Genomic DNA, 24,346 nt, shown 5'->3' with positions numbered 1-24,346 from the left:
ACCCCTGCCTGACACCGGCGTCACGGCCTGGCGGCCACACCCCCATTTCGTTCCTGGAGGTCCTGTGGACGGCTATTACGCCTTCATGCTGGTGGCGACTGCCCTCGTCCTGATGATGACGGTGCCCGCGCTGGCGATGTTCTACGGCGGCATGGCACGGTCGAAGTCCGTGCTCAACATGATGATGATGTCGTACATCGCTGCTGCGATCGTCGGCATCCTGTACGTCGCCGTCGGCTGGTCGATGGGCTGGAGCGGGGACGGCACGTTGTTCGCCAACCCCTTCGAGCTCTTCTGGCTCGACGGTGTCGCGACCGGCGACTACATCTACGTGATGTTCCAGATGACGTTCGCCATCATCACCGCCGCGCTGATCAGCGGTGCGGTCGCCGACCGCATGAAGTTCTCGGCGTGGGTGGTCTTCGTCCCGCTCTGGGCGCTGCTGGTCTACTTCCCGATGGCGCACATGGTCTTCAGCTGCACCGACGACTCGCTGATCTGCGGCCGCATCGGCGCGCAGGACTACGCCGGCGGGACCGCCGTCCACATCAACGCCGGAGTGGCCGCCCTCGTGCTCGTGCTGCTGCTCGGCAAGCGGGTCGGCTGGCCCAAGGACCAGATGCGCCCCCACAACCTGACCCTCACCATGGTCGGCGCCGGCCTGCTGTGGTTCGGCTGGTACGGCTTCAACGTCGGCTCGATCGTCTTCGCCGGCGAGACCGACGAGGAGAACCTCGCCCAGTTCTTCGCGGAGACCGGCCGCACCTTCGCCAACACCACCCTCGCCACGATGGCCGCCATCCTCGGCTGGCTGCTGGTCGAGCGCCTCCTGCACGGCAAGGCCACCTCCCTCGGTGCCGCGTCGGGCATCGTGGCCGGGCTGGTCGCCATCACCCCGGCCGCGGGCGCGGTCGACATCGGTGGCGCGGTCGCGATCGGCGCCATTGCCGGCGCGGTCTGCGCCTGGGCGGTCAGCCTCAAGTACAAGCTGCGGTACGACGACTCGCTCGACGTGGTCGGCGTGCACCTCGTCGGAGGCATCGTGGGCACCGTGCTGATCGGCGTGTTCTCCACCGCCGACGGTGCCGGCGGGGTCGACGGCCTCGTCCACGGAGGCGGCTTCGGCTCGCTGGCCGACCAGTCCCTCGGTGTGGTGGTGGCGGTCGTCTACTCCGGCGTCCTGACCGCGATCATCGCCCTGGCCGTCAAGCTCACCATCGGCCTGCGCCTGGACGAGGAGGACGAGGTCAACGGCATCGACCTCGTCGCCCACGGCGAGTCGGCCTACGACCTGCACAGCGGCACCAGCGGTGGCGGCAGCGTCCTGGCCGCGTCCACCGCCGCCTCCACCCCCGCCAAGACCGAAGGAGCCAGCGCATGAAGCTCGTGACCGCGGTGATCAAGCCGCACAAGTGGGAGGACGTTCGCGAGGCGCTCGAGACCTTCGGGGTCGCCGGCATGACGGTCTCCGAGGTCAGCGGCTACGGCCGCCAGAAGGGCCACACCGAGGTCTACCGCGGTGCCGAGTACGACATCGCCCTCGTGCCCAAGATCCGCATCGAGATCGTCGTCGACGACGCCGACGCCGACGACGTCGTGGGGATCGTCGTCAAGACCGCCCAGACCGGGCGCATCGGGGACGGCAAGGTCTGGGTCAGCCCGGTCGAGACCGTCGTCCGGGTGCGCACCGGCGAGCAGGACGCCAGCGCGTTGTGACCGGCACTCCGACGGCACCCGGTCCCCAGGCGGCGGGCGCGTGACCGCCCCTGGGCGCCGGACCAGGGCCGCCTCGGCCGACGAGCTCTGCCGGGAGGCGTACGCCGCCTCCGCAGGGCCCGACACCGGGGTGGCCCTGGTCGCCGTCGGGGGGTACGGCCGCGGCGAGCTCGCCCCGCACTCCGACCTCGACGTCGTGCTCGTCCACGACGACGACGCCGACCTCGGCGACCTCGGCAGGACCCTCTGGTACCCGCTGTGGGACTCGGGCCGGCGGCTGGACCACTCGGTCCGATCCCTCAGCGAGGCGCTCGAGGCCGCCGCCGACCTCCGCGTCGCGCTCGGACTGCTCGACGCCCGCCACCTCGCGGGCGACCCGGGCCTGAGCCTGCGCCTGCGCACGGTGATGCTGGCCGACTGGCGCCGCCAGGCCCGCACCCGGCTCCCGGAGTTGAAGGCGATGAGCCGCAAGCGCCACGCCGTCACCGGGGAGCTCGCCCACGCCTCGGTCCCCGACGTCAAGGAGGCCGAGGGCGGGTTGCGCGACGCCGGGGTGCTGAAGGCGCTCGAGGCCAGCTGGCTCGTCGACGCCTCCACACCCGACCTGGAGTCGGCCCGCCTCCAGCTCCTCGACGTGCGCGACGAGGTGCAGGACCTCGCCGGCCGCCCCGCCGACCGCATCACCCCGGAGATGTGGGCCCCGCTCGCGGAGCGGCTCGAGCTGGGCGACGCCGGGGCCGCCCAGCGCCACGTGCGCTCCATGGGTCGCCGGGTGGCGCACCTCTCGCGACTGACGTGGCGGCGCACGGACATGGTGCTCGCCCGCCCGACGGGCGAGCGGAGCCGACGGACGCCCGCGCTCGAGCCGATCGCGCCCGGCATCGCCCTCTCCCGGGGCGAGGTGGTGCTCGACACCGGGGTGCGGCCGGCCGACGACCCGACGCTCCTGCTGCGGGCGGCCGCCGAGGCAGCCAGCCGCGACGCCGTGCTGGCCCCCACCACGGCGGCCCGCCTCGTGCGCGAGGGAGCCGAGCTGCCGGTGCCGTGGCCCGCCGCCGCCCGCGACGCGCTCGTCCGTCTGCTCGCGAGCGGCCCCGGCCTGCTGCCGGTGTGGGAGACGCTCGACGAGGTCGACGGGATCGAGACCTTCCTGCCCGAGTGGGAGCAGATCCGGCTGCTGCCGCACGCCTCCGCCGTCCACCGCTTCACCGTCGACCGCCACGTCGTCGAGACGTGCGCGGCGGCGGGGGCGCTCATCCGCGGCGTGCGGCGCCCCGACCTGCTGCTGGTGGCGGCGCTGCTCCACGACATCGGCAAGGGCTCGCTGCACGACCACTCCGTCGCCGGCGAGCCGCTGGCCCGCAAGGTCGTGACCCGGATGGGCTTCACCGACCTCGACGCCGAGGTGGTGGCCTCGCTGGTGCGGTGGCACCTGCTGCTCGTCACCCTCGCGACCACCCGCGACCCCGACGACCCGGCGACCACCGCCGAGCTGCTGGCGCACGTCCCCGACGCCGCCAGCCTCGAGCTGTTGCGGGCGCTGACCGAGGCGGACGCGAAGGCCGCCTCGGCCGCCGCGTGGACGTCGTGGCGGGCCTCGCTGGTCGACCGCCTCGTCTCGCGGGCCGACCAGGCGCTCGGCGCCGAGCCGACCTCCGCCGCACCCGAGGGCTCGCTGCCCGTGCCGGAGTCGGTGCGCCGCGACCACGAGGCGGTCGCGGTCTCGGTCGAGCCGCACGACGACGGCGCCACGGTGACCGTCGTCGCCGCCGACCGGGTCGGCCTCCTCGCCGACGTGGCGGGCGGACTCGCCGCGCTGCGGATGCCCGTCAAGGCCGCCCGCGCCTGGGCGCAGGTCGACGCCGACGGGGAGTGGGGGGTCAGCGCCTGGGAGGTGCCCGACGCCTACCTGGACGCCACGGTGCTCCGCGAGCGCATCGGGCGCGTCGTCGACGGCACCCAGCGACTGCCCGACCTGCCGGCCCGGCCGGACGGCGAGCTGCCGCCGATCGTGGAGGTGCGTCCCGACGCCTCGCGCGCCTCCCTGGTGCTCGAGATCCGCACCTCCGACCGGCCCGGTGTGGTCCACCGCGTGCTGACCACCCTTGCCCGACTGGGCCTCACGGTCGCGTCGGCGCACGTCTCGACCCTCGGTCCGCAGGCGGTCGACGTGTTCTACGTGCAGGAGGTGGGCGGCGTGCGCCCCAGCGAGGAACGAGCCGCGGAGGCCGCGCACGCCGTGCGCACCGCGCTCGGCGGCTGAGCCCTGCGCGGGTCCGGACGTTAGGCTGGAGCGTCGTACGACTCCTGCACGACCCCCGATCCAGCCATCGACGCGAGGGACAGCCCACACCGTGTTCGCCACACTCTCCGACCGCCTTGCCGACACCTTCAAGAACCTCCGGGGCAAGGGCCGGCTCTCCGAGGCCGACATCGACGCCACGGCGCGCGAGATCCGCATCGCGCTGCTGGAGGCCGACGTCGCCCTGCCGGTCGTCAAGGAGTTCGTCGGGGCGGTCAAGGAGCGCGCCCGCGGCGAGGAGGTCAGCGGCGCCCTCAACCCGGCGCAGCAGATCATCAAGATCGTCCACGAGGAGCTCGTCGCGATCCTCGGCGGGGAGACGCGCCGGCTGCGCTACGCCAAGAGCGGTCCGACGGTCATCATGCTCGCGGGCCTCCAGGGCGCCGGCAAGACGACGCTCGCGGCCAAGCTCGCGCTGTGGTTGAAGGACCAGGACAAGACCCCGATGCTCGTCGCGGCCGACCTCCAGCGCCCCAACGCGGTGCAGCAGCTGCAGGTCAACGGCGAGCGGGTCGGCGTGCCCGTCTTCGCCCCCGAGCCGGGCAACGGCACCGGCAACCCCGTGGACGTCGCGCGGGCCTCGATCGAGGAGGCGAGGCGCCGGCTGCACGACGTCGTCATCATCGACACCGCCGGCCGCCTCGGCGTCGACGAGACCCTGATGCAGCAGGCCGCCGACATCCGCGACGCGGTGCAGCCCGACGAGGTGCTCTTCGTCGTCGACGCGATGATCGGCCAGGACGCCGTCACCACGGCCCAGGCCTTCCTCGACGGCGTCGGGTACGACGGCGTGGTGCTCACCAAGCTCGACGGCGACGCCCGCGGCGGTGCGGCCCTGTCGATCCGCTCGATCACCGGCAAGCCGGTCATGTTCGCCTCCAGCGGCGAGAAGATGACCGACTTCGACCTCTTCCACCCCGACCGGATGGCCTCGCGCATCCTCGACATGGGCGACATGCTCACCCTGATCGAGCAGGCCGAGAAGGCGTTCGACTCCGAGCAGGCCATGAAGGCCGCCGAGAAGCTCGGCACCAAGGGCGGCTTCACGCTGGAGGACTTCCTCCAGCAGATGATGCAGATCCGCAAGCTCGGCTCGATGACCAAGATCATGGGGATGCTCCCCGGCATGGGTCAGTTCCGCGAGCAGCTGGAGAACTTCGACGAGCGCGAGATCGACCGCATCCAGGCGATCATCCAGTCGATGACCCCCGCCGAGCGCGAGAACCCCAAGATCATCGACGGCTCCCGGCGCGCCCGCATCGCCAAGGGCTCCGGGCGCCAGGTCTCCGACGTCAACCAGCTCGTGGACCGCTTCTTCGAGGCGCGCAAGATGATGGAGCAGATGGCTCGCGGCGGCGGCATGCCCGGGATGCCGGGGATGCCGGGGATGCCCGGCATGGGCGGGGGCAAGCGCGCCGGGGCCCGTCAGGCGCCCCAGGGCAAGGGCAAGAAGGGCAAGAAGCGCGTGTCCGGCAACCCGGCCAAGGCCGCCCAGCAGAAGGCCGCGCAGCAGTCGGCGGCGGCCAAGGACCGGGGCGCCAACCCGTTCGGCAACCCCGACGGCGCCGAGCTCGACTACGAGAAGGCCGCCGAGCAGCTCAACCTGCCGAAGGACTTCTCGCAGTTCCTGAGGTGAGCTCCACCCTCGTCGTCGACGGCGCCAACGTGGTCGGCTCGGTGCCGGACGGCTGGTGGCGCGACCGCGCCGGCGCCGCCCGCCGCCTCCACGAGCGGCTCCTCGTCGCCGACACGCCCTACGACGAGATCGTCCTGGTGCTCGAGGGACAGGCCAAGGGCGGTGTCCGTGCCGGTCGCGACGCGCACGTCCGCACGGTGCACGCCGCGCGCGACGGGGACACCGAGGTCCGCGAGCAGGCACGGCGCGCGGCCGCGGCCGGTCGGAGCGTGGTCGTGGTGACCGCCGACCGGGTGCTCGCCGCCAACGTGTCGCCGGCGCAGGTGCTCAGCCCGTCGTGGCTGCTGGACCGGCTGTAACGTCCCTGACATGCCATCCGAGCCAGCGCAGCGCTTCCGCGGACCGGTCCTGCCCGACGGCGAGCCGCGCGACCTCTACGTCGTCGACGGCCGGGTCACCTACGAGCCGCAGGCCGGCGCCGACACCGTCGCCGAGGGGTGGATCGTGCCCGGCCTGGTCGACGCGCACTGCCACCTCGGGCTCGACGACTTCGGCGCGACCGACGACGAGGCCACCGAGCAGCAGGCGATCGCCGACCGCGACGGGGGAGCGCTGCTGATCCGCGACGCCGGGTCGGCCGCGGACACCCGGTGGATCCACGACCGTGACGACCTGCCGCGGCTGATCCGGTGCGGCCGCCACATCGCCGCGACCAGGCGCTACATCCGCGGCTACGCCCACGAGGTCGAGGCGGGCGAGCTGGCGACGTACGCCGCCCAGGAGGCACGCAACGGCGACGGCTGGATCAAGCTGGTGGGCGACTGGATCTCGCGCGAGGAGGGCGACCTCGCGCCGTCGTTCCCCGCGCAGGCGTTCGCCGAGGCGATCCAGGCCGCGCACGCCCACGGGGCGAAGGTGACCGCGCACTGCTTCGGCCACGGCGTCCTCCCCGGGCTGATCGAGGCCGGCATCGACTGCATCGAGCACGGCACCGGGCTCACCGAGGACCTCATCGACGCGATGGTCCAGCACGGCACCCGGCTGGTGCCCACCGTCATGCAGCTCGACAAGTTCCCCGAGCACGCGGCGGCGGGGCAGGACAAGTTCCCGGCCTACGCGGCGACGATGACCGACCTCTACGCGCGCATGCCCGCCACGATCATGGCGGCCTACGAGGCAGGAGTGCCGATCTACGCCGGCTCCGACGGCGGCGGCATCAGCCGCCACGGCAACATCGCCGGGGAGATCGAGGCACTCGTGCGGATCGGGATGCCGGCCCACGACGCACTGGGCGCCGCGAGCTGGCGCGCGCGCGAGTGGCTGGGGGTGGACGGCCTGGTCGAGGGCGCGTCGGCCGACTTCGTGGTCTACGACCGCGACCCCGTCGAGGACCTGTCCGTGCTGCGCACGCCCACCGCCGTCGTGCTGCGCGGCGTCAGTCGACGTCGATGACGTCCACGCCCGGACCCGGCTCGTAGACGACCAGCGCGCAGTTGGTCCTCACCAGCTCCTCGCCGACCTGCTCGCCGGAGCGGCGGTCCAGCACGCGGCGCCAGACCTGGTTGCGCCGGAACACCCGGCCGTCGCGACGGAGGAACTGCTCGCCGCGCGCCTCCACCCGGTAGGAGTGGGGGAGGCGCTCGTCGGTGCGCAGCTGTCCGTGCAGGTAGCGCTCGCCCACCCACGCGCGGAGCTGGAACGGACGGTCCGTGTCGTTGCGGACGACGAGGTCGACGTAGTTGTAGACGATCGAGCAGCCGACGCCCCAGGGCAGCACCCGACCGCGGTCGGGGAAGGGGTCGAAGGAGTGCTCCGAGCGCTCGACGACGGTCAGCGGGGAGTGCAGCACCATCCAGTGGACGAGGTTGGCCAGCTGGCAGATCCCGCCGCCCACACCCGAGCCGGCGGCACCGTCGGCGAGCGTCATCCCGTCGAGGTACCCCTTGCGCCGCGTGCAGCTGCCGACGACCCGGTTGAAGGAGAACGTCTCGCCGGGACCGACCACGATGCCGTCGAGCCGCCGCGCGGCCAGGCGGAGGTTGGTGACCTTGTTGTGCTGCAAGTGCATCCGGGCGGGGTCGAGCTCGCGCAGCAGGAGCGAGCCGTGCTGCTTCACCCGCACCGGCAGGTCGGAGGCGTCGTGGCGCGACGCCCAGACCACCCCGCCCGACCACGCGTCCCGCACCCACTGCGTACGACGCCGCGCCCGGTGCGCCACCATCGCCACGGGCAGCATCCACGGGTGCCGCTGCGTCAGGCGTGGGGGAGCGCTCAGGCGGGGCGGGAGCTCCAGCGGGTCGACGGGCGCGGTGGTCGTGCCTGGGTTCACGACGGGGGAGACGCGCGCGGCGCGGCTCCGGTTGCGGCCCCATGGTTTGGGGCGTCTCCGCGCGCTCGACGAGGATGGGCCCGTGCTCACCGCCGCCGACGTCTACCCACCCTTCGGCCTGCGCGTCGTCGCGGGTCCGCTGGAGCTGCGCGGCCTGACCGACGAGCTGCTGCTCGAGCTGTGCGCGGTCGCCGAGGCGGGCATCCACGACCCGGACGAGATGCCGTTCCACGTCCCGTGGTCGACCGCGCCGGCGGGGCAGCTCTCGCGCAACACCGCGGCGTACCACTGGGGCAAGCGAGCCACCTTCAGCCCCGACGACTTCTGCCTCGACCTCGCCGTGCTCCTCGACGGTCGCGTCATCGGCGCCCAGGGAGTCGCCGCCAGGGACTTCCCGGTGACCCGGACCGGGGAGACCGGGTCGTGGCTGGGGCGCGAGCACCAGGGGCGCGGACTCGGCACGGCGGTGCGCCGGGCGTTCTGCGAGCTGCTCTTCGACCACCTCGGCTTCGAGGAGATCACGTCGGCGGCCTTCCTCGACAACCCCGCCTCGCTCGCGGTCTCGCGCAAGGTCGGCTACCGCCCGACCGCGGTCACGCGGCGGCGGCGCGAGGGCGAGCTCGCCCTCAACCAGGGGCTGGTGCTCACCCCCGAGACCTTCGTGCGCGGCGAGGTGCCGGTCGAGGTGACGGGCGCCGGTGCGGTCCGCTCCTTCTTCGGCCTCGCTCCCGCCTGAGCGCCGCGGCCCCGGCCTCGGGGGCCGTCAGCGGCCGGATTGGTCGCGCGCGGCCCGCGTCTGGCAGAATCTTCCCTCGTGTCCTGCGCGCCCGGGCCCTCTCACCCGGACGACGCAGCGCCCGTCGAGTGACCCGATCCCGGTGGCCCCACCTGGGCGAGGGCCGCTCACCCACGACAATTTCTGAGGAGACACCACAAACGTGGCCGTCAAGATTCGCTTGAAGCGCCTGGGCAAGATCCGGGTGCCGCAGTACCGCATCGTCGTCGTCGACTCCCGCAAGAAGCGCGACGGCAGGGTCCTCGAGGAGATCGGCAAGTACCACCCGAAGGAGGACCCGTCCTACATCGACGTCGTCTCCGAGCGGGCCCAGTACTGGCTCGGCGTGGGCGCCCAGCCCTCCGAGGCCGTCGAGGCGATCCTCAAGGTGACCGGTGACTGGCAGAAGTTCAAGGGTCTGCCGGGCGCCGAGGGCACCCTCCAGGTCAAGGAGCCCAAGCGCTCCAAGCTCGACATCTTCAACGAGGCGCTGAAGGAGGCCGCCGCCGAGCCCAAGGGCGCTGCGGTGACCGCCCGCAAGAAGGCCGAGAAGAAGACCGACGAGCCCGCCGCCGAGGCGCCCGAGACGCACCCGGTCCCCGACGCCGAGACGCCCGAGGGCGCCGCCGACGCCGCTGCCGACCTGGAGAACGTCACCGCTGAGGACGCCGGCAAGAACACCTCCGGCATCGACGCGGACAAGCAGGCCTGATCGTGCTGGCCGAGGCGCTCGAGCACCTGGTGCGTGGCATCGTCGACCACCCCGACGACGTCACCGTCCGCGACAAGCAGCTGCGTCGTGGCTCGATCCTCGAGGTCCGGGTGCACCCCGACGACCTCGGCAAGGTGATCGGCCGCAACGGCCGGACCGCGACCGCCTTCCGCACCGTCGTGTCGGCCCTCGCCGGCCGCGGTGGCGCGCGGGTGGACTTCGTGGACACCGACCGCCGCCGCTGACCTGCCGTACGGCTCGACCGACGGGCGCCACCCCTCGCGGGGCGGCGCCCGTCGGCCATTTCCCGGGTGGCTCGGCTCCGCTCGGCCGGACGTCGCCGGGGTGCCTCGAGTGTCGGCACGGGACCCCGCTGGGTGTCGAGTCGCTGCGGGACCCACGGCCCAGTCCCTCTACGCTGGCCGCGTGAGCGAGGACATCGAGGTCGTGGTCGGCCGCATCGGCAAGCCGCACGGCATCCGCGGCGAGGTGACCCTCGACGTACGCACCGACGAGCCCGAGCGGCGCTTCGCCCCGGGGACGACGTTGCGCGCCGAGGCCCCGGCCGGCGCCGACCGGCGCCCCGCAACGCTCACCGTCGCCCGCGCCCGCTGGCACCAGAGCACGCTGCTCGTCACGTTCGAGGAGCTGTCCGACCGCAACGCGGCGGAGGCCGCCCGGGGCACGGTGCTGCACGCGACCATCGGGCACGACGAGACCCCCGAGGACCCCGAGGAGTACTACGACCACCAGCTCGTCGGGCTCGACGTCGTGGACCTCGACGGGACCCCGCTCGGCACCGTCACCGCTCTGGTCCACGGCTCGGCGCAGGACCTGCTGACCGTGCGGACCGCCGACGGCCGCGACGCGCTGGTGCCGTTCGTCGCCGCACTGGTGCCCGAGGTCGACCTCGCGGCCGGCCGGGTGGTCGTGGCCGACCGGCCGGGACTGGTCTCGCCGTTCCCCGACGAGGCCCCGGCGTGAGGCTCGACTACGTCTCGATCTTCCCCGGGTTCTTCGCTCCCCTCGAGCTGTCGCTGCCCGGGAAGGCCGCGGCCAGGGGGCTGGTCAGCTTCACCGTGCACGACCTGCGCCGCTGGACCCACGACCGGCACCGGAGCGTGGACGACACGCCCTACGGCGGCGGCGCCGGCATGGTCATGAAGCCGGAGCCGTGGGGCGAGGCGCTCGACGAGCTCGCCGGCCCGGCCACCACGATCGTCTTCACCACGCCGTCGGGCGAGCGCTTCGACCAGCGCCTGGCCGGCGAGCTGGCGACAGCCGAGCACATCGTCTTCGCCTGCGGACGCTACGAGGGCATCGACCAGCGCGTGCTCGACCACGCCCGGGAGCGGGCCGTCGTCCGCGAGGTCTCCCTGGGCGACTACGTGCTCAACGGTGGCGAGGTGGCCGCGCTGGCCGTCACCGAGGCGGTGGTCCGGCTGCTGCCGGGCTTCATGGGCAACGCCGAGTCCCTCGTCGAGGAGTCGCACGCCGAGGGCCTCCTCGAGTACCCCGTCTACACCAAGCCCGCCTCGTGGCGCGGTCTCGACGTCCCCGACGTCCTGCTCTCCGGCGACCACGCGCGCATCGCCGCCTGGCGCCGCGAGCAGGCGGAGCGCCGGACCGCCGAGCGCCGGCCGGACCTCCTGCCGGCGTCGGGTGTGGTGTCGGGCCTCGCCGACCTCGACGTACGGCCCGCGGTGCCCGCCGACGCCGGCGAGATCTACACCCTCCAGCGCGCCTGCTGGCTGCAGGAGCTCGAGGCCAACCCGGGCGTGGACATCCCGGCGCTGCGCGAGTCGCTGGACGACCTGCGCCGCGGGCTGGGGGAGTGGACCGTCATGGTGGCGCGCGAGCCGTCCTCGGGACGCCTGGTCGGCGCGGTCCGCGGGCGCCTCGACGCGCACGGCGAGTGGGACATCGGGCGCATCATGGTCGCCCCCGACCTGCAGGGTCGTGGCCTCGGCCGCGCGCTGCTCGAGCTGGTCGAGGGCCTCGCCCCCGCGGGTGTGGAGACCTACGTGCTGTTCACCGGCGCCGGCTCCACCGACAACCAGCGGATGTACAAGAAGGCCGGCTTCCGGCTGCGGCCCGACCGGGCAGCCCCGCCGGGGGCGGTCGTGCTCACCAAGCGGGCCCGGCGGATTTCACGCTGAACGTCGCGCTCTGGCAGACTTCCTCCTTGGTCTGCTCGAGGCCAGGGTCGCCCGGACGCATCGCCGATGCTCCGCCCCGGGGACCCGCCGCACCGCACCTGCCACAGGGGGCGCGACGGCTGGCCGCACGAGCACCAACCGATCCCATCACCACCATCCGCGGTTGACCTGTGGCACTCGCGAGGAGCAGTCATGACCAACGTCATCGCCGACATCGGCAACTCCCTCAAGCGTGACGACGTCCCGGACTTCCGCGCCGGTGACACCGTCAAGGTCCACGTGAAGGTCGTCGAGGGCAGCCGCTCGCGCGTCCAGGTCTTCCAGGGCGTCGTGATCCGCGTCCACGGCTCCGGCATCGGCCGCACCTTCACCGTCCGCAAGGTCTCGTTCGGCGTCGGCGTCGAGCGCACCTTCCCGGTCAACTCCCCGATCTTCGAGAAGATCGAGGTCGTCACCCGCGGTGACGTCCGACGCGCGAAGCTCTACTACCTGCGCAACCTGCGCGGCAAGGCCGCCAAGATCAAGGAGCGCCGCGAGGCGTGATCTGCGGACCGCGCCCCACGGGGCGTGGGCCGACCAGGGACTGGTTAGTCTCTGCGAGTGACTTCCGATGACCGCGGTTCTTCGTCCCTCTCGATGGACGAGGAACCGCGGTCGTCGCGTTCGGGGACCCCGGCCGGTGACCGTCCGGGAGCGGCTCCGGTGAGCGGCCGCACGGGCAGGACCGGCCGCAGCAAGCGCAAGCAGCTGCCGCTGTGGCAGGAGACCGTCCTGCTGCTCGGCGTCGCGCTGGTCCTCGCGGTCGTCATCAAGACGTTCTTCGTCCAGGCCTTCTACATCCCCTCGGAGTCCATGGAGCCGGGGCTGATCCTCAACGACCGGATCCTCATCCAGAAGGTCTCCTACTGGGGCGACGACGAGCCTGAGCGCGGCGACGTCGTGGTCTTCAAGGACCCCGGCGGCTGGCTGCCGCCGATCGACTCCGCCGGCCCCACGAACCCGGTGGCGAAGGCCATGGCCAAGATCGGGCTGTACCCGACCGGCGGTCACCTGGTGAAGCGCGTGGTCGGCATCGCCGGCGACACGATCGAGTGCTGCGACGACCGGGGGCGCCTGCTCGTCAACGGCAAGCCCCTCCAGGAGTCCGGCTACGTCAAGCGCGGCGGGGCCGAGTGCAACGGACCCATGCCGACCAACGGCGCCTGCGACGAGAAGTGGGAGGTCGGCCCGATCCCCGACGGCCACATCTTCGTGATGGGCGACAACCGCTCCCGCTCGGCCGACTCCTCGCAGAAGATGTGCCGGTCCGACGAGACCGAGTGCGTCCCCGGCGACGAGTTCGTGCCGGTGGACCTCGTCGTCGGCAAGGTCTTCGTCCTGCTCTGGCCCGCCGACCGCTTCCGCTGGAACACCCGTCCGGCCACGTTCGAGGACGTGCCGGACCCGTCCCCGTGACCCAGCCGCCCGCGCCGCTGCCGGGCGGGGTGACCGTACGCCGCGACGCCGGGATCTACGGCTACGAGCGCGCCCTGCGACGGGCCGGGCTCGACCCCGTCGCGGGCGTCGACGAGGCGGGGCGGGGCGCGTGCGCCGGCCCGCTGGTGGCCGGGGCCGTGGTGCTGCCCCCCGGCAAGGCCGGCATCGTCCCCGGGCTCGCCGACAGCAAGCTGCTCACGGAGGCCGCCCGTGAGCGCGTCTACGCCCAGGTGGTGCGCCGGGCGCTGGCGTGGTCGGTCGTGGTGATCGGGCACGACGAGTGCGACCGGCTCGGGATGCACGTGGCCAACGTGGAGGCGCTGCGGCGTGCCGTCGCGCGGCTGTCCACCCGCCCGTCCTACGTCCTCACCGACGGCTTCCCGGTCGACGGCCTCGGCGTGCCCGGGCTCGCGGTCTGGAAGGGGGACCGGGTCGCCGCCTGCATCGCCGCGGCCTCGGTGGTCGCCAAGGTCACGCGCGACCGGCTGATGGTCGGCCTCGACGGCGACTGGCCGGCGTACGACTTCAAGACCCACAAGGGCTACATCACCTCCGAGCACGAGGCGGCGCTCGCCGAGCACGGTCCCTCGCCGGTGCACCGCATGCGGTTCGTCAACGTGCGTCGCGCGGCGGGTCTCGAGCCCGTGCCGGACCCGGCGGTGGAGCCGGCCACTAGTGTCGGTGCGGAGCACGACGTGCACGAGACGCAGGAGGACGGATGAGCGCCGAGGACCTCGAGAAGTACGAGACCGAGATGGAGCTCACCCTCTATCGCGAGTACCGCGACGTCGTGGGCATCTTCAAGTACGTCGTCGAGACCGACCGCCGGTTCTACCTCTGCAACCAGGTGGACGTGAAGGCGCGCTCGGAGAGCGGCGACGTGTTCTTCGAGGTGTCGATGAGCGACGCCTGGGTGTGGGACATGTACCGGCCGGCGCGCTTCGCCAAGAACGTCAAGGTGCTGACCTTCAAGGACGTCAACGTCGAGGAGCTCGCGCCCCAGGAGATCGACCCGCCCAAGGACTGACCGGTCGTCGGACCGGCGCACGTCCGAGCGGCCCCGCCCGGCACGGCCACGACCTGGCCGTCAGCCGTCCACAGGACGCCCGATCCGCCCGTCGTCCACAGCCGGTCTCCGACAGGTCCCGGACCCGTCGGTACGCCGCGGTCTGCTGGTGCCTTCCTCGTCCACCGACCGGAAGGCACCACGATGGCCCGGCCCGCCACGACCTCGCCGTTCGCCCGCGACCCTGCCGCCGAGCGGCGGCGCCTGCTCGGCCAGCGCGGGGAGTCCATCGCCGCCCGGCACCTGACCTCGTGCGGGATGGAGCTGCTCGACCGCAACTGGCGGTGCGACGCCGGCGAGATCGACCTCGTGCTGCGCGAGGGGACCGTGCTGGTCTGCGAGGTGAAGACCCGCACCTCGACCGACTACGGCGCCCCGCTGGAGGCGATCGACCAGCGCAAGGTCGCCCGGTTGCGGCGACTGGCCGCTCGCTGGCTGCGCGCCCACGACTGCCATCCCGACGACGTCCGCATCGACCTGGTCGGCGTGCTGGCGCCACCGGGTCGGCCGGTGGAGGTCGAGCACGTCGAGGGGGTCGGCTGATGGCCTTCGCGACCGCCCGCTCGCTGGCGCTGAAGGGCGCCGACGGGCACGTCATCGACGTCCAGGTCGACGTGTCGCCCGGAATGGTCGGCACGACCCTGGTCGGGCGCGTCGACAGGAGCCTCTCGGAGGCCCGCGAGCGCGTACGGATGGCGATCAACAACGACTGCGGCCGCTGGCCGGCGACCAAGCGGGTGACCGTCCTGCTGTCCCCGGCCGACCTGCCGAAGGGCGGCACCCACTACGACCTGGCCATCGCCGTGGCCGTCCTGGCGGCGGACAAGCAGCACACCGACCTGCTGCCCGAGCAGCTGGCCGGGTGGGCGTTCGTCGGCGAGCTCTCGGTCTCGGGCGGGCTGCGACCGGTGCCGGGCGTGCTCCCCATGGTCATCGCGGCGGCCGCGCACGGGATCACCCGGGTCTTCGTGCCCGAGCCGCAGGCGGCCGAGGCGGCCCTGGTGCCCGGGATGACCGTGTTCGGCGTCCGGTCGCTGGCGCAGGTGTCGGCGGTGCTGCGAGGGGCGGAGGTGCCCGAGGCCGAGCCGGTGGTGGCGTCGTCCGGCAGCCCGCTGGCCACGTGGCAGGGCGAGGACCGGCTCGCCGACCTCGACCTGCGCGACCTCGACGGTCTCGAGGACGTCCGCTACGCCGTGGAGGTCGCCGCTGCCGGTGGGCACCCGCTGATGCTCATCGGGCCGCGCGGGACGGGGAAGACCTCCATCGCGGAGCGGATTCCGACCATCCTCCCCGACCTGACCGACGCGCAGGCGCTGGAGGTGACCGCCCTCCACTCGGTGGCAGGGACGCTGCCGGACGGCTGCGGCCTGCTGCGGCGACCGCCGTGGTACGCGCCGCACCACTCGGCCAGTGCGGCGAGCGTCCTGGGCGGCGGCACGGGCCGGGTGCGTCCCGGTCAGGTGAGCCTGGCGCACCACGGTGTGCTGTTCCTCGACGAGTTCCCGCACTTCCGCGCCGACGTCGTCGAGGCGATGCGCCAGCCCCTGGAGTCGGGGGAGGTGACGATCGCCCGCGGCGAGGAGTCGGCCACCTACCCCGCCCGGTCCCTGGTGGTGCTGGCCGCCAACCCCTGTCCGTGCGGCAACTTCCACGGCATGTCGGGTGCGACGTGCGAGTGCACCGAGGTCCAGCGAGCCCACTACCGGCGCAAGCTCACCGGTCCGATCGTCGACCGGGTCGACATCTGGATGGAGGTGCGGCCGCAGGGCAGGCGCCGCGGCCGCTCGTTCGGACCCGAGCCCGAGTCGTCCGCCGACGTCCTGGTGCGCGTCGCCGAGGCGCGCCGACGCCAGGCCCGTCGATACCGCGACTGCTCGTGGTTGCTGAACGCCTCCTGCCCCGGGGCCGTGCTCGCCGAACGGTGGCCGCTCGACCCGGACGCCCAGCACGCGATCGACGTCCAGCTGGCCGAGGGGCGGCTCACCCGGCGTGGCCTCACCCGCGTCCAGCGACTGGCGTGGACCGTGGCCGACTGCTCGGGGGTGGTGCGTCCCGGCGTCGCGGAGGCCGAGATCGCGCTGGCGCTCCGCTCGGACGACCCCGCGCGCACGCTCCCGGCGCGCGTGGTCGCCGCGGCGGCGTCATGAGCACGCCCGCCGCCGGCGCTGCCGACCGCGCCGTGCCGGAGGCCGAGCGCCTGGCACGCGTGGCGCTGAGCTGTGCTGTCGAGCCCGGCGACGGGAGGACCTCCTCGCTCCTGCGCCAGCTCGGCGCCGTGAAGACCCTCGAGCAGTCGCTGGTGCCCAAGCCCGACAGCCGACTCCCCGACCGGCTGGCCGCCGTCGACCCGGTGCGCCAGCTCGAGCAGGCCGACAGGTGCGGCACCCGCTTCCTCGTCCCGGGCGACCCGGAGTGGCCGGTCGCCCTCGACCAGCTCGACGACGTGGTCACCGCAGAAGGCTTCGGCGGCACACCACCGGGTCTGTGGGTCAAGGGGCCCATGCCGCTCACCGAGCTCGCGGCGTCGGTGGCGATCGTGGGGTCGCGGGCAGCGTCTGTCTACGGCGTGGAGATGACTCGAACCCTCGCCGACCACCTGGCGCTCGCCCGGGTGCCGGTCGTCTCGGGCGGGGCGCTCGGGATCGACTTCCAGGCCCACGACGCCGCCCTGATGGCCGGCGGCGCGACCGTGGCGGTGCTGGCGTGCGGCGTCGACCGCGTCTATCCCGCGCGCAACCGACGCCTGCTGCACCACCTCGCGGCGGAGTTCGCCGTGGTGTCCGAGCAGCCACCGGGCTCCGCGCCGACCCGTCCGCGGTTCCTCGCGCGCAACCGGTTGATCGCCGCCGTCACCCGCGGCACCGTCCTCGTGGAGGCCGCCCTGCGCAGCGGCGCCCTCAACACGGCGGGCTGGGCCGAGCTGCTGAGCCGCCAGGTGATGTGCGTGCCCGGCCCTGTCACCAGCTACACCTCGCAGGGCGTCAACAACTGGCTCCGGCAGGGCCGCGGCACGGTGGTGACCCACGGCTCCGAGGTGCTCGAGCTCGTCGGCGCAGCCGGGGAGCACCTCGTCGAGGAGCCGCGGGGGGAGGAGCGTCCCCGCGACTCGCTCACTCCCGTGGAGCAGCGGGTGCTGGAGTGGGTGCCTGTCAGCGCCCCCGCGAAGGTCGACTCCATCGCCCGCCTGTCCTCGCTGCACGTCCGGGACACCGAAGGGGCCTTGCGGCGGCTCCAGGCGAAGCGCTTCGTCCGGCTCGAGGAGGACGGCTGGCGCCTCGTGTCTGGCGCGTGAACGGGCTCCGCCCACCTACGCTGCGGGTGTGGGCGACACGCGAGCGACCGGGCCGGACCCCGGCGGCGACGAGGACCGGTCCGGTGCGGCCGGGCTCGGCGAGGGCTTCGTCCGACTGCTCGGCGACTACGAGCGACACCTCGTCTCCGAGCGCGACCTCGCCCCCCATACCGTGCGCGCCTACCTGGGCGACGTGGCCGGCCTGCTCGACCACTGCGGCCGGCTCGGGATCGACGACGTGACGGAGCTGGACCTGCGCACCCTCCGCAGCTGGCTGGCCAAGCTGCAGACCACGGGCCGCAGCCGGACGACCATCGCCCGTCGCGCGACGGCCGCCCGGGTGTTCACCGCCTGGCTGCACCGCACCGGACGGGTGCCTGCCGACCCCGGCGCCGCGCTGGGCTCGCCGAAGAAGCACAAGACCCTGCCGCCGGTCCTCCGCACCGACGAGGCCGAGGCGCTGATCCGGTCGGCGGCCGACCTCGCCGACGACGGCACCCCGGTCGGTCTCCGCGACGTCGCGATGCTCGAGCTCCTCTACGCCACGGGCATCCGCGTCGGCGAGCTGGCCGGCCTCGACGTCGACGACGTGGACGCGGAGCGTCGCGTGGTCCGGGTCTTCGGCAAGGGTCGCAAGGAGCGGTCCGTGCCCTACGGCACGCCAGCCGCCCGGGCACTCGACCGGTGGCTCGCGAACGGCCGGCCGTCGCTGCGCGTCGACGGCTCGGGGCCGGCGTTGTTCCTCGGAGTGCGCGGACGGCGGATCGACCAGCGGGCCGTGCGCGAGCTGGTGCACCGGCGCATCGCCGACGTCCCCGGCGCCCCGGACATCGGTCCCCACGGGCTGCGCCACACCGCCGCCACCCACCTGCTCGAGGGCGGCGCCGACCTCCGCTCGGTCCAGGAGCTCCTCGGCCACGCCTCCCTCGCGACCACGCAGCTCTACACCCACGTCACCACCGACCGGCTGCGCCGCGCGTACCAGCAGGCGCACCCGCGCGCCTGACCCCTCGGCCACGGCCGCTGCGTCATACGAACCGATGCGATGGGTGCGGGTTCGTATGACGGGAGGGTCGGCGTACGCGTCCGCTGGGCTGGGGACGTCATGCGGATCGGGACGTATGGGTGCGGGTTCGTATGACTCAAGGCCCGGTGGAGGGCGGACGTCATGCGAATCGGGACGTATGGGTGCGAGTTCGTATGACGCAGGGTCGGCGTACGCGTCCGCTGGGGTGGGGACGTCATGCGGATCGGGACGTATGGGTGCGAGTTCGTATGACGCAAGGCCCGGTGGAGGGCGGTCCGACGGCGGCGTCATGCGGATCGGGGCGTATGGGTGCGGGTTCGTATGACGCAAGGCCCGATGGGGGCGCCGTGAGCGAAAGCGTCAGGCGAGTCAGTCGAGCAGCCGCCGCCAGCGCTCGAGCGGCGGAGCCCACGGGAGCCGCACGATGACCGGCTCGTCCCGCCACAGCGGCAGCAGCCGCACCGGACCGCCGCCGACGAGGGTGAGCGGGTCGAGGTACACCTGGTCGTCGCCCGTGCCCTCGATGAGGCCCCAGTGCAGGCACGCCCCGGGGAAGCAGTGGCTGTCGAGGACCACGAGCCGGCCCAGCAGGTCGCCCGCGGCCACCCGCTGGCCCGGCTCGACCGACGCCACGACCGGCTCGTAGGTCGTACGCCGTCCGCCGTGCACGACGGTGACCACCGGCTTGCCGCCGATCGAGCCGGCGAAGCCGACGGTGCCCGGCAGGGCGGCGCGCACGGCCTGTCCCGGTGCGCCGGCGAGATCGACCCCGCGGTGGCCCGAGGCGTACGGATGGGGCGGCGGCTCGAATCCGCGGACGACGTCCGGCCGCGGATCGAGCGGCCACACCCCGGCGACGTCCCCGTCGTCGGCGTCCCCGCCTCGCGCAACGGCCGGGACTACTGCGGGCCCAGTTGCCGGCCCCATGGCGGGCCGGATGGCCGACCGGATGGCCGGCCGGACGCCGGACCCCATCGGAGACCCGGCCGGGGACGCGCCCGACCCGGCCGCTGCGGGGGGCACGGCGGCAGGAGACGCCGCGGCGGGGGACACGGCCGCGGCCACGGGGGACGCAGGGCCGGCGAGCAGGACCAGCAGGAGGCCGAGGAGGGTGCGCACCCTGCGATCGTGGTCGCGCCGGGCGTGCCGCGCTCCGCGCGCCCGAGCGGCCTGGGGACGACCGCGTCCCGCAACCGCCTGTGGACGGGCGGTGGCCCGGCGCGCCCGAAGGGGACCGTGGAGGCGGGCTTCAGGGATTCGCCGAGGCGGGAACCCCTGGCCTACGATGTGCGGAGCAGTCCACCCGGACTGACTTCGCACGCTCGCAGACCGCGTCGGGATGCTCCTCGGTCCCGCATCGCCTGCGGGCGTCGGTCCTCAGTTCCGCACCACTGGCGCGGATCGGACCGACGCGCGAGCGTCAGGGCGCCCGGCACCCGCCGGGCGCGGAAACTGAAAACAACAGGAGTCACGCTCCCGGCTCGACCTGGCTGAAGGTCGGGCACAGCGCCCCGCGCCGTCGGGGAGCGGGACTCCGAGACAACAGGAGAACCCATGGCAGTCGTCACCATGCGCCAGCTGCTCGAGAGCGGCGTCCACTTCGGTCACCAGACCCGTCGCTGGAACCCGAAGATGAAGCGCTTCATCATGACCGAGCGCAACGGCATCTACATCATCGACCTGCAGCAGTCGCTGGCCTACATCGACCGCTCCTTCGCCTTCGTCAAGGAGACCGTCGCCAAGGGCGGCGTCGTCATGTTCGTCGGCACGAAGAAGCAGGCCCAGGAGGCCATCGCGGAGCAGGCCACCCGCGTCGGCATGCCCTACGTCAACCAGCGCTGGCTCGGCGGCATGCTCACCAACTTCTCGACCGTGCACCAGCGGATCAACCGCCTCAAGGAGCTCGACGAGATCGACTTCGAGAACGTCGCCGGCTCCGGTCGCACCAAGAAGGAGCTCCTGCAGATGAAGCGGGAGCGCGACAAGCTCGACAAGACCCTCGGTGGCATCCGCGAGATGTCCAAGGTGCCGTCCGCGGTCTGGATCGTCGACACCAACAAGGAGCACCTCGCCGTCGAGGAGGCGCGCAAGCTGCGCATCCCGATCATCGGCATCCTGGACTCCAACTGCGACCCCGACGTCGTGGACTTCCCGATCCCGGGCAACGACGACGCCATCCGCGCCGTCGGCCTGCTGACCCGCGTGGTCGCGGACGCCGTCGCGGAGGGCCTCATCGCCCGCTCCGGCGTCAAGGCCGGCGGGACCGACGAGACCGTCGGCGCCGAGGAGCCCCTGGCCGAGTGGGAGCGCGAGCTCCTCGCCGGTGACGCCGAGAAGACCGCCGCCGCCGCCACCGGCGACGCCGCTGCGGAGACCCCGGCCTCCGAGGCCACCGGCGCCGCGTCCGAGGCCCCGCAGGCCGAGGCCGCCGCCGACGCCGCGACCGACGCCCCGCAGGCCGAGGCCGCCGACGCTCCGGCCGAGGCCGGCGCCGACGCTCCGGCCGACGAGCAGCCCGCCGCGCAGGCCGCCGAGCAGGACTGATGACGGACGCCGGCCGCGGGAAGTCCCGCGGCCGGCTCCGCTCGTCCCTCCGCATCACCACCCCCTGAACCCAAGGAAGAAGGACCATGGCCAACTTCACCGCTGCCGACGTCAAGAAGCTCCGTGAGCTGACCCAGGCCGGGATGATGGACTGCAAGAAGGCGCTGACCGAGACCGACGGCGACTTCGACAAGGCCGTCGAGCTGCTCCGCGTCAAGGGCGCCGCCAAGGCCGCCGCTCGCGGTGCCGAGCGCGAGACCGCCGCCGGGCTCGTCGCGACCTCGGGCAACGCGCTGGTCGAGCTCAAGAGCGAGACCGACTTCGTCGCCAAGAACGAGGAGTTCATCGCCAAGGCGCAGCAGATCGCCGACGTCGCCAACTCCGTCAAGGCCACCGACACCGCCGCCCTCAAGGCCGCCGAGCTCGACGGCAAGACGGTCGGCGAGGTCGTCGAGGACCTGGCCATCACCATCGGCGAGAAGATCGAGCTGGGCGAGGTCGCCTACTTCGAGGGCAACACCGTCACCTACATGCACAAGCGTGCCGCCGACCTCCCGCCGGCCGTCGGCGTGCTCGTCGAGTTCGAGGGCGACGAGGCCGCCGCCCGCGGCGCCGCGATGCAGATCGCCGCGATGCGCGCGCAGTACCTCACCCGCGACGAGGTCCCGGCCGACGTCGTCGAGTCCGAGCGCTCGATCGCCGAGCAGAAGACCCGCGAGGAGGGCAAGCCCGAGCAGGCGATCGCGAAGATCGTCGAGGGTCGCCTCGGTGGCTTCTTCAAGGAGATCGTCCTGCTCGAGCAGGAGTCGGTCACCGAGTCCAAGAAGTCGGTCAAGGCCGTCCTGGACGAGGCCGGCACCACCGTGAAGCGGTTCGCCCGCTTCGAGGTCGGCGCCTGAGCCTCGCGCCACCCGCGCACCGACCGGGGCCCGTACGCACTGCGTACGGGCCCCGGTCGCGTCCCGGCCCGCCGGGAGGCGGGCGACCGCCCACCCTGCGGCCTGCGGGTTCGACCCCCGACCCCCGCGGCCGGTAGGTTTCTCAGGACCACCCAGGCGCGCGAAGGGATGCACGTGGCGTACAAGCGAGTCCTCCTCAAACTCTCCGGTGAGGTGTTCGGCGGAGGTGAGGTGGGCCTCGACCTCGACGTCATCAACGCGACGGCCGGTGAGGTCGCCGAGGTGGCCGCGTCCGGCGTGCAGATCGCCATCGTCGTCGGCGGCGGCAACTTCTTCCGCGGGGCCGAGCTGCAGCAGCGCGGCATGGAGCGTGCCCGCGCCGACTACATGGGCATGCTCGGCACGGTGATGAACTGCCTGGCCCTCCAGGACCTCATCGAGAAGCACGGCGTGGAGACCCGCGTGCAGACCGCCATCACCATGGGCCAGGTCGCCGAGCCCTACATCCCGCGCCGCGCGATCCGCCACATGGAGAAGGGCCGCGTCGTGATCTTCGGCGCCGGGGCCGGCATGCCGTTCTTCTCCACCGACACCGTCGCGGCGCAGCGGGCGCTGGAGACGCGCTGCGAGGTCATCCTCATGGGCAAGCAGGGCGTCGACGGCGTGTACGACTCCGACCCCAAGACCAACCCAGCGGCGGTGAAGTTCGACCGGCTGACCTACGACGAGTACCTCGCCCGCGACCTCAAGGTCGCCGACGCCACGGGCATCGCGATGGCGCGCGACAACAGCATGGACATGGTCTTCTTCAACCTCTCCACCCCCGGCACGATCGTGCGCGCGGTGCGGGGTGAGAAGATCGGGACGCTGGTGAGCAGCTCGGTCTGACCGAGCCGTCCGACCACCCGCACCACGACGTACGACGAGAGAGAGCAACCGTGATCAACGACGTCATGAACGATGCCGACGCCAGGATGGCCAAGTCCGTCGAGGCGACGCGCGAGGACTTCGCCACCATCCGCGCCGGCCGCGCCAACCCCGCGATGTTCGCCAAGATCACGGCTGACTACTACGGCACCCAGACGCCGCTGCAGCAGCTGGCGAGCTTCACCTCCCAGGACGCGCGCACCATCCTCATCCAGCCCTTCGACATCGGCGCGATGGGCAGCATCGAGAAGGCCATCCGCGACTCCGACCTCGGCGTCAACCCGGCCAACGACGGCAAGGTGCTGCGCTGCGTGTTCCCCGAGCTGACCGAGGAGCGCCGCAAGGAGTTCATCAAGCTCGCCCGCTCCAAGGCCGAGGAGGGCCGCGTCTCCGTGCGCAACGTGCGCCGCACCGCCAAGCAGGGCCTCGAGAAGCTCGAGAAGGACGGCGAGGTCGGCAAGGACGACGTCACGGGCGCGGAGAAGCGCCTCGACGCGCTCACCAAGACCCACACCGACAAGATCGACGAGATGCTCAAGCACAAGGAAGCCGAGCTGCTCGAGGTCTGAGCCACCCCATCGATGACCACCTCTGACAGTCCGGCGGCGCCGGCTCCCCAGCCCCAGCAGAAGGACCACGGCCGCGCCGGCCGGGACCTGCCTGCCGCGGTCGGCTCCGCCGCCGTGCTGGTGGGGGCGATCCTGCTGTCGCTCTTCTTCTGGAAGACCGCGTTCATGGGCATCGTCGCCGCCGCGGTCGCCGTCGCGGTCTGGGAGCTGCACCGCGGGCTGTCGGCCAAGGACGTCGACATCCCCGAGCAGCCCCTCATGGTCGGCGGCGTCGCGATGGTCGTGGTCGCCTACTTCTGGGGCGCCCCCGCCCTCGTCACGGCCACCGCCGTGACGGCGCTCGTCGTGATGCTGTGGCTGCTGCGCCGGGGTGTCGACGGCTACGTGAAGAACGCCACCGCGTCGGTCTTCACGCTCGTCTACGTCCCGTTCCTCGCCTCGTTCGTGGCCCTGCTGCTCTCCGAGGGCGGCACGACCCCGGCCCTCGGGCTCGACCTCGACGACCCGGGCGTGCGCGGCGTCATCACCTTCATCGCGATCACCGTCGCCTCCGACACCGGCGGCTACGTCGCCGGCGTGCTCTTCGGCAGGCACCCGATGGCCAAGGTCATCTCGCCGAAGAAGTCCTGGGAGGGGTTCGCCGGCTCCGTGGTCGCGACCGTCGCCGTCGGCGTCTGGCTGGTCACCTCCTTCCTCGGTGGCGAGTGGTGGGTGGGCGTGGTCCTCGGCCTCATCGCCGCGGTGATGGCCACGCTCGGCGACCTCTGCGAGTCCGTCATGAAGCGTGACCTCGGCATCAAGGACATGAGCCAGGTGATCCCGGGCCACGGCGGCCTGATGGACCGGCTCGACTCGCTCCTCGCGACGGTCGCGCCGATCTGGCTGGTCCTCTACTACCTGGTCTTCTGACCGCCCGC

At 72.9% G+C, this 24,346-nt stretch carries 26 protein-coding genes and 1 pseudogene; 25 read left to right on the top strand and 2 right to left on the bottom strand.

What is annotated here, in order from left to right; all coding sequences use genetic code 11:
* Positions 1-64: 64 nt before the first annotated feature.
* From J3P38_RS02235 to J3P38_RS02210, 6 genes are all read left to right on the top strand, one after another.
* Positions 65-1,381 (top strand): ammonium transporter, encoded by a 1,317-nt coding sequence (locus J3P38_RS02235; RefSeq protein ID WP_307807657.1) that lies wholly within the window; start codon positions 65-67, stop codon positions 1,379-1,381.
* A complete protein-coding gene (locus J3P38_RS02230; RefSeq protein ID WP_210438240.1) occupies positions 1,378-1,716 on the top strand; it encodes a P-II family nitrogen regulator in 339 nt (112 codons plus the stop codon). The genes J3P38_RS02235 and J3P38_RS02230 overlap by 4 nt, the downstream gene beginning before the upstream one ends.
* Positions 1,717-1,756: 40 nt before the next feature.
* The gene (locus tag J3P38_RS02225; RefSeq protein WP_210502540.1) at positions 1,757-3,979 is read left to right on the top strand and encodes a [protein-PII] uridylyltransferase; all 2,223 of its coding nucleotides are present in this window, start codon (positions 1,757-1,759) and stop codon (positions 3,977-3,979) included.
* A gap of 91 nt (positions 3,980-4,070) precedes the next feature.
* Positions 4,071-5,654 carry a signal recognition particle protein gene (gene ffh / locus J3P38_RS02220; RefSeq protein ID WP_210438238.1) on the top strand — a complete coding sequence of 528 codons (1,584 nt, stop codon included), beginning with the start codon at positions 4,071-4,073 and terminating at the stop codon, positions 5,652-5,654.
* The gene (locus J3P38_RS02215) at positions 5,651-6,013 is read left to right on the top strand and encodes a hypothetical protein (protein WP_210438237.1); all 363 of its coding nucleotides are present in this window, start codon (positions 5,651-5,653) and stop codon (positions 6,011-6,013) included. The genes ffh and J3P38_RS02215 overlap by 4 nt, the downstream gene beginning before the upstream one ends.
* Before the next feature lie 10 nt (positions 6,014-6,023).
* Entirely contained in the window at positions 6,024-7,106 is a 1,083-nt protein-coding gene (locus J3P38_RS02210; RefSeq protein ID WP_210438236.1) for an amidohydrolase family protein, read from the top strand.
* Here the strand turns inward: J3P38_RS02210 and J3P38_RS02205 are convergent.
* Positions 7,090-7,983: a VanW family protein gene (locus tag J3P38_RS02205; RefSeq protein WP_307807656.1), complete on the bottom strand. Its 894-nt coding sequence runs from the start codon at positions 7,981-7,983 to the stop codon at positions 7,090-7,092. The genes J3P38_RS02210 and J3P38_RS02205 overlap by 17 nt on opposite strands.
* Positions 7,984-8,065: 82 nt before the next feature.
* On the opposite strand from J3P38_RS02205, the gene J3P38_RS02200 reads away from it, so the two are divergent.
* The 14 genes and pseudogenes from J3P38_RS02200 (at position 8,066) to J3P38_RS02140 (ending at position 18,469) form a co-directional block, all read left to right on the top strand.
* A complete protein-coding gene (locus tag J3P38_RS02200; RefSeq protein WP_210502539.1) occupies positions 8,066-8,719 on the top strand; it encodes a GNAT family N-acetyltransferase in 654 nt (217 codons plus the stop codon).
* A gap of 202 nt (positions 8,720-8,921) precedes the next feature.
* Positions 8,922-9,470, top strand: a complete 549-nt coding sequence (gene rpsP / locus J3P38_RS02195) for a 30S ribosomal protein S16 (protein ID WP_210438234.1) — start codon at positions 8,922-8,924, stop codon at positions 9,468-9,470.
* Between the two features lie 2 nt (positions 9,471-9,472).
* Entirely contained in the window at positions 9,473-9,715 is a 243-nt protein-coding gene (locus J3P38_RS02190) for an RNA-binding protein (protein ID WP_090973096.1), read from the top strand.
* A 181-nt stretch (positions 9,716-9,896) separates the two neighbouring features.
* Entirely contained in the window at positions 9,897-10,454 is a 558-nt protein-coding gene (gene rimM, locus J3P38_RS02185; protein ID WP_307807655.1) for a ribosome maturation factor RimM, read from the top strand.
* Positions 10,451-11,119: pseudogene (gene trmD / locus J3P38_RS17530) on the top strand (tRNA (guanosine(37)-N1)-methyltransferase TrmD); the annotation flags it as partial. The gene rimM and the pseudogene trmD, both read left to right, overlap by 4 nt.
* 15 nt (positions 11,120-11,134) lie before the next feature.
* A complete protein-coding gene (locus J3P38_RS17990; protein WP_307807855.1) occupies positions 11,135-11,629 on the top strand; it encodes a GNAT family N-acetyltransferase in 495 nt (164 codons plus the stop codon).
* A gap of 192 nt (positions 11,630-11,821) precedes the next feature.
* Positions 11,822-12,172 carry a 50S ribosomal protein L19 gene (gene rplS / locus J3P38_RS02175; protein ID WP_210438232.1) on the top strand — a complete coding sequence of 117 codons (351 nt, stop codon included), beginning with the start codon at positions 11,822-11,824 and terminating at the stop codon, positions 12,170-12,172.
* Positions 12,173-12,331: 159 nt separating this feature from the next.
* On the top strand, positions 12,332-13,084 hold the full coding sequence (gene lepB / locus J3P38_RS02170) for a signal peptidase I (RefSeq protein ID WP_307807654.1): 753 nt from the start codon (positions 12,332-12,334) through the stop codon (positions 13,082-13,084).
* A 29-nt stretch (positions 13,085-13,113) separates the two neighbouring features.
* Positions 13,114-13,827: a ribonuclease HII gene (locus tag J3P38_RS02165; protein ID WP_210440596.1), complete on the top strand. Its 714-nt coding sequence runs from the start codon at positions 13,114-13,116 to the stop codon at positions 13,825-13,827.
* Positions 13,824-14,132, top strand: coding sequence for a DUF2469 domain-containing protein (locus tag J3P38_RS02160; protein ID WP_056906529.1), 309 nt, complete (start codon positions 13,824-13,826; stop codon positions 14,130-14,132). The genes J3P38_RS02165 and J3P38_RS02160 overlap by 4 nt, the downstream gene beginning before the upstream one ends.
* Before the next feature lie 183 nt (positions 14,133-14,315).
* On the top strand, positions 14,316-14,714 hold the full coding sequence (locus J3P38_RS02155) for a YraN family protein (RefSeq protein WP_210502536.1): 399 nt from the start codon (positions 14,316-14,318) through the stop codon (positions 14,712-14,714).
* Entirely contained in the window at positions 14,714-16,318 is a 1,605-nt protein-coding gene (locus tag J3P38_RS02150; protein ID WP_210502535.1) for a YifB family Mg chelatase-like AAA ATPase, read from the top strand. The genes J3P38_RS02155 and J3P38_RS02150 overlap by 1 nt, the downstream gene beginning before the upstream one ends.
* Positions 16,315-17,463, top strand: a complete 1,149-nt coding sequence (dprA, locus tag J3P38_RS02145) for a DNA-processing protein DprA (protein ID WP_210502534.1) — start codon at positions 16,315-16,317, stop codon at positions 17,461-17,463. The genes J3P38_RS02150 and dprA overlap by 4 nt, the downstream gene beginning before the upstream one ends.
* 115 nt (positions 17,464-17,578) lie before the next feature.
* Entirely contained in the window at positions 17,579-18,469 is an 891-nt protein-coding gene (locus J3P38_RS02140; protein ID WP_210440595.1) for a tyrosine recombinase XerC, read from the top strand.
* A gap of 390 nt (positions 18,470-18,859) precedes the next feature.
* Here the strand turns inward: J3P38_RS02140 and J3P38_RS02135 are convergent, their stop codons facing one another.
* On the bottom strand, positions 18,860-19,609 hold the full coding sequence (locus J3P38_RS02135; protein ID WP_307807652.1) for a M23 family metallopeptidase: 750 nt from the start codon (positions 19,607-19,609) through the stop codon (positions 18,860-18,862).
* A 435-nt stretch (positions 19,610-20,044) separates the two neighbouring features.
* Here J3P38_RS02135 and rpsB point away from each other — a divergent pair, with 435 nt between their 5' ends.
* The 5 genes from rpsB (at position 20,045) to J3P38_RS02110 (ending at position 24,338) form a co-directional block, all read left to right on the top strand.
* Positions 20,045-21,034, top strand: a complete 990-nt coding sequence (gene rpsB, locus J3P38_RS02130; RefSeq protein ID WP_210502533.1) for a 30S ribosomal protein S2 — start codon at positions 20,045-20,047, stop codon at positions 21,032-21,034.
* Positions 21,035-21,120: 86 nt separating this feature from the next.
* Positions 21,121-21,933 carry a translation elongation factor Ts gene (tsf, locus tag J3P38_RS02125; protein ID WP_210438225.1) on the top strand — a complete coding sequence of 271 codons (813 nt, stop codon included), beginning with the start codon at positions 21,121-21,123 and terminating at the stop codon, positions 21,931-21,933.
* A 168-nt stretch (positions 21,934-22,101) separates the two neighbouring features.
* Positions 22,102-22,821 (top strand): UMP kinase, encoded by a 720-nt coding sequence (gene pyrH, locus J3P38_RS02120; RefSeq protein ID WP_210438224.1) that lies wholly within the window; start codon positions 22,102-22,104, stop codon positions 22,819-22,821.
* 53 nt (positions 22,822-22,874) lie between these two features.
* The gene (frr, locus tag J3P38_RS02115; protein ID WP_210440594.1) at positions 22,875-23,429 is read left to right on the top strand and encodes a ribosome recycling factor; all 555 of its coding nucleotides are present in this window, start codon (positions 22,875-22,877) and stop codon (positions 23,427-23,429) included.
* A 12-nt stretch (positions 23,430-23,441) separates the two neighbouring features.
* Positions 23,442-24,338, top strand: a complete 897-nt coding sequence (locus tag J3P38_RS02110; RefSeq protein WP_210502532.1) for a phosphatidate cytidylyltransferase — start codon at positions 23,442-23,444, stop codon at positions 24,336-24,338.
* The last annotated feature ends 8 nt before the right edge of the window (positions 24,339-24,346 follow it).

Source organism: Nocardioides xinjiangensis, from assembly GCF_017916455.1.
GTDB classification, from domain to species: Bacteria; Actinomycetota; Actinomycetes; order Propionibacteriales; family Nocardioidaceae; genus Nocardioides; species Nocardioides xinjiangensis.
Note: the sequence above shows the minus strand (reverse complement) of the source record. Positions and strands in the feature narration are given on the sequence as shown.

What these genes read in the sequence shown, in the direction of transcription:
- J3P38_RS02230 (WP_210438240.1), top strand. Translation starts at nt 1,378, where the DNA reads ATGAAGCTCGTGACCGCGGTGATCAAGCCGCACAAGTGGGAGGACGTT.
- J3P38_RS02210 (WP_210438236.1), top strand. Translation starts at nt 6,024, where the DNA reads ATGCCATCCGAGCCAGCGCAGCGCTTCCGCGGACCGGTCCTGCCCGAC.
- rplS (WP_210438232.1), top strand. Translation starts at nt 11,822, where the DNA reads ATGACCAACGTCATCGCCGACATCGGCAACTCCCTCAAGCGTGACGAC.
- J3P38_RS02160 (WP_056906529.1), top strand. Translation starts at nt 13,824, where the DNA reads ATGAGCGCCGAGGACCTCGAGAAGTACGAGACCGAGATGGAGCTCACC.
- J3P38_RS02155 (WP_210502536.1), top strand. Translation starts at nt 14,316, where the DNA reads ATGGCCCGGCCCGCCACGACCTCGCCGTTCGCCCGCGACCCTGCCGCC.
- J3P38_RS02150 (WP_210502535.1), top strand. Translation starts at nt 14,714, where the DNA reads ATGGCCTTCGCGACCGCCCGCTCGCTGGCGCTGAAGGGCGCCGACGGG.
- dprA (WP_210502534.1), top strand. Translation starts at nt 16,315, where the DNA reads ATGAGCACGCCCGCCGCCGGCGCTGCCGACCGCGCCGTGCCGGAGGCC.
- rpsB (WP_210502533.1), top strand. Translation starts at nt 20,045, where the DNA reads ATGGCAGTCGTCACCATGCGCCAGCTGCTCGAGAGCGGCGTCCACTTC.
- tsf (WP_210438225.1), top strand. Translation starts at nt 21,121, where the DNA reads ATGGCCAACTTCACCGCTGCCGACGTCAAGAAGCTCCGTGAGCTGACC.
- pyrH (WP_210438224.1), top strand. Translation starts at nt 22,102, where the DNA reads ATGCACGTGGCGTACAAGCGAGTCCTCCTCAAACTCTCCGGTGAGGTG.
- J3P38_RS02110 (WP_210502532.1), top strand. Translation starts at nt 23,442, where the DNA reads ATGACCACCTCTGACAGTCCGGCGGCGCCGGCTCCCCAGCCCCAGCAG.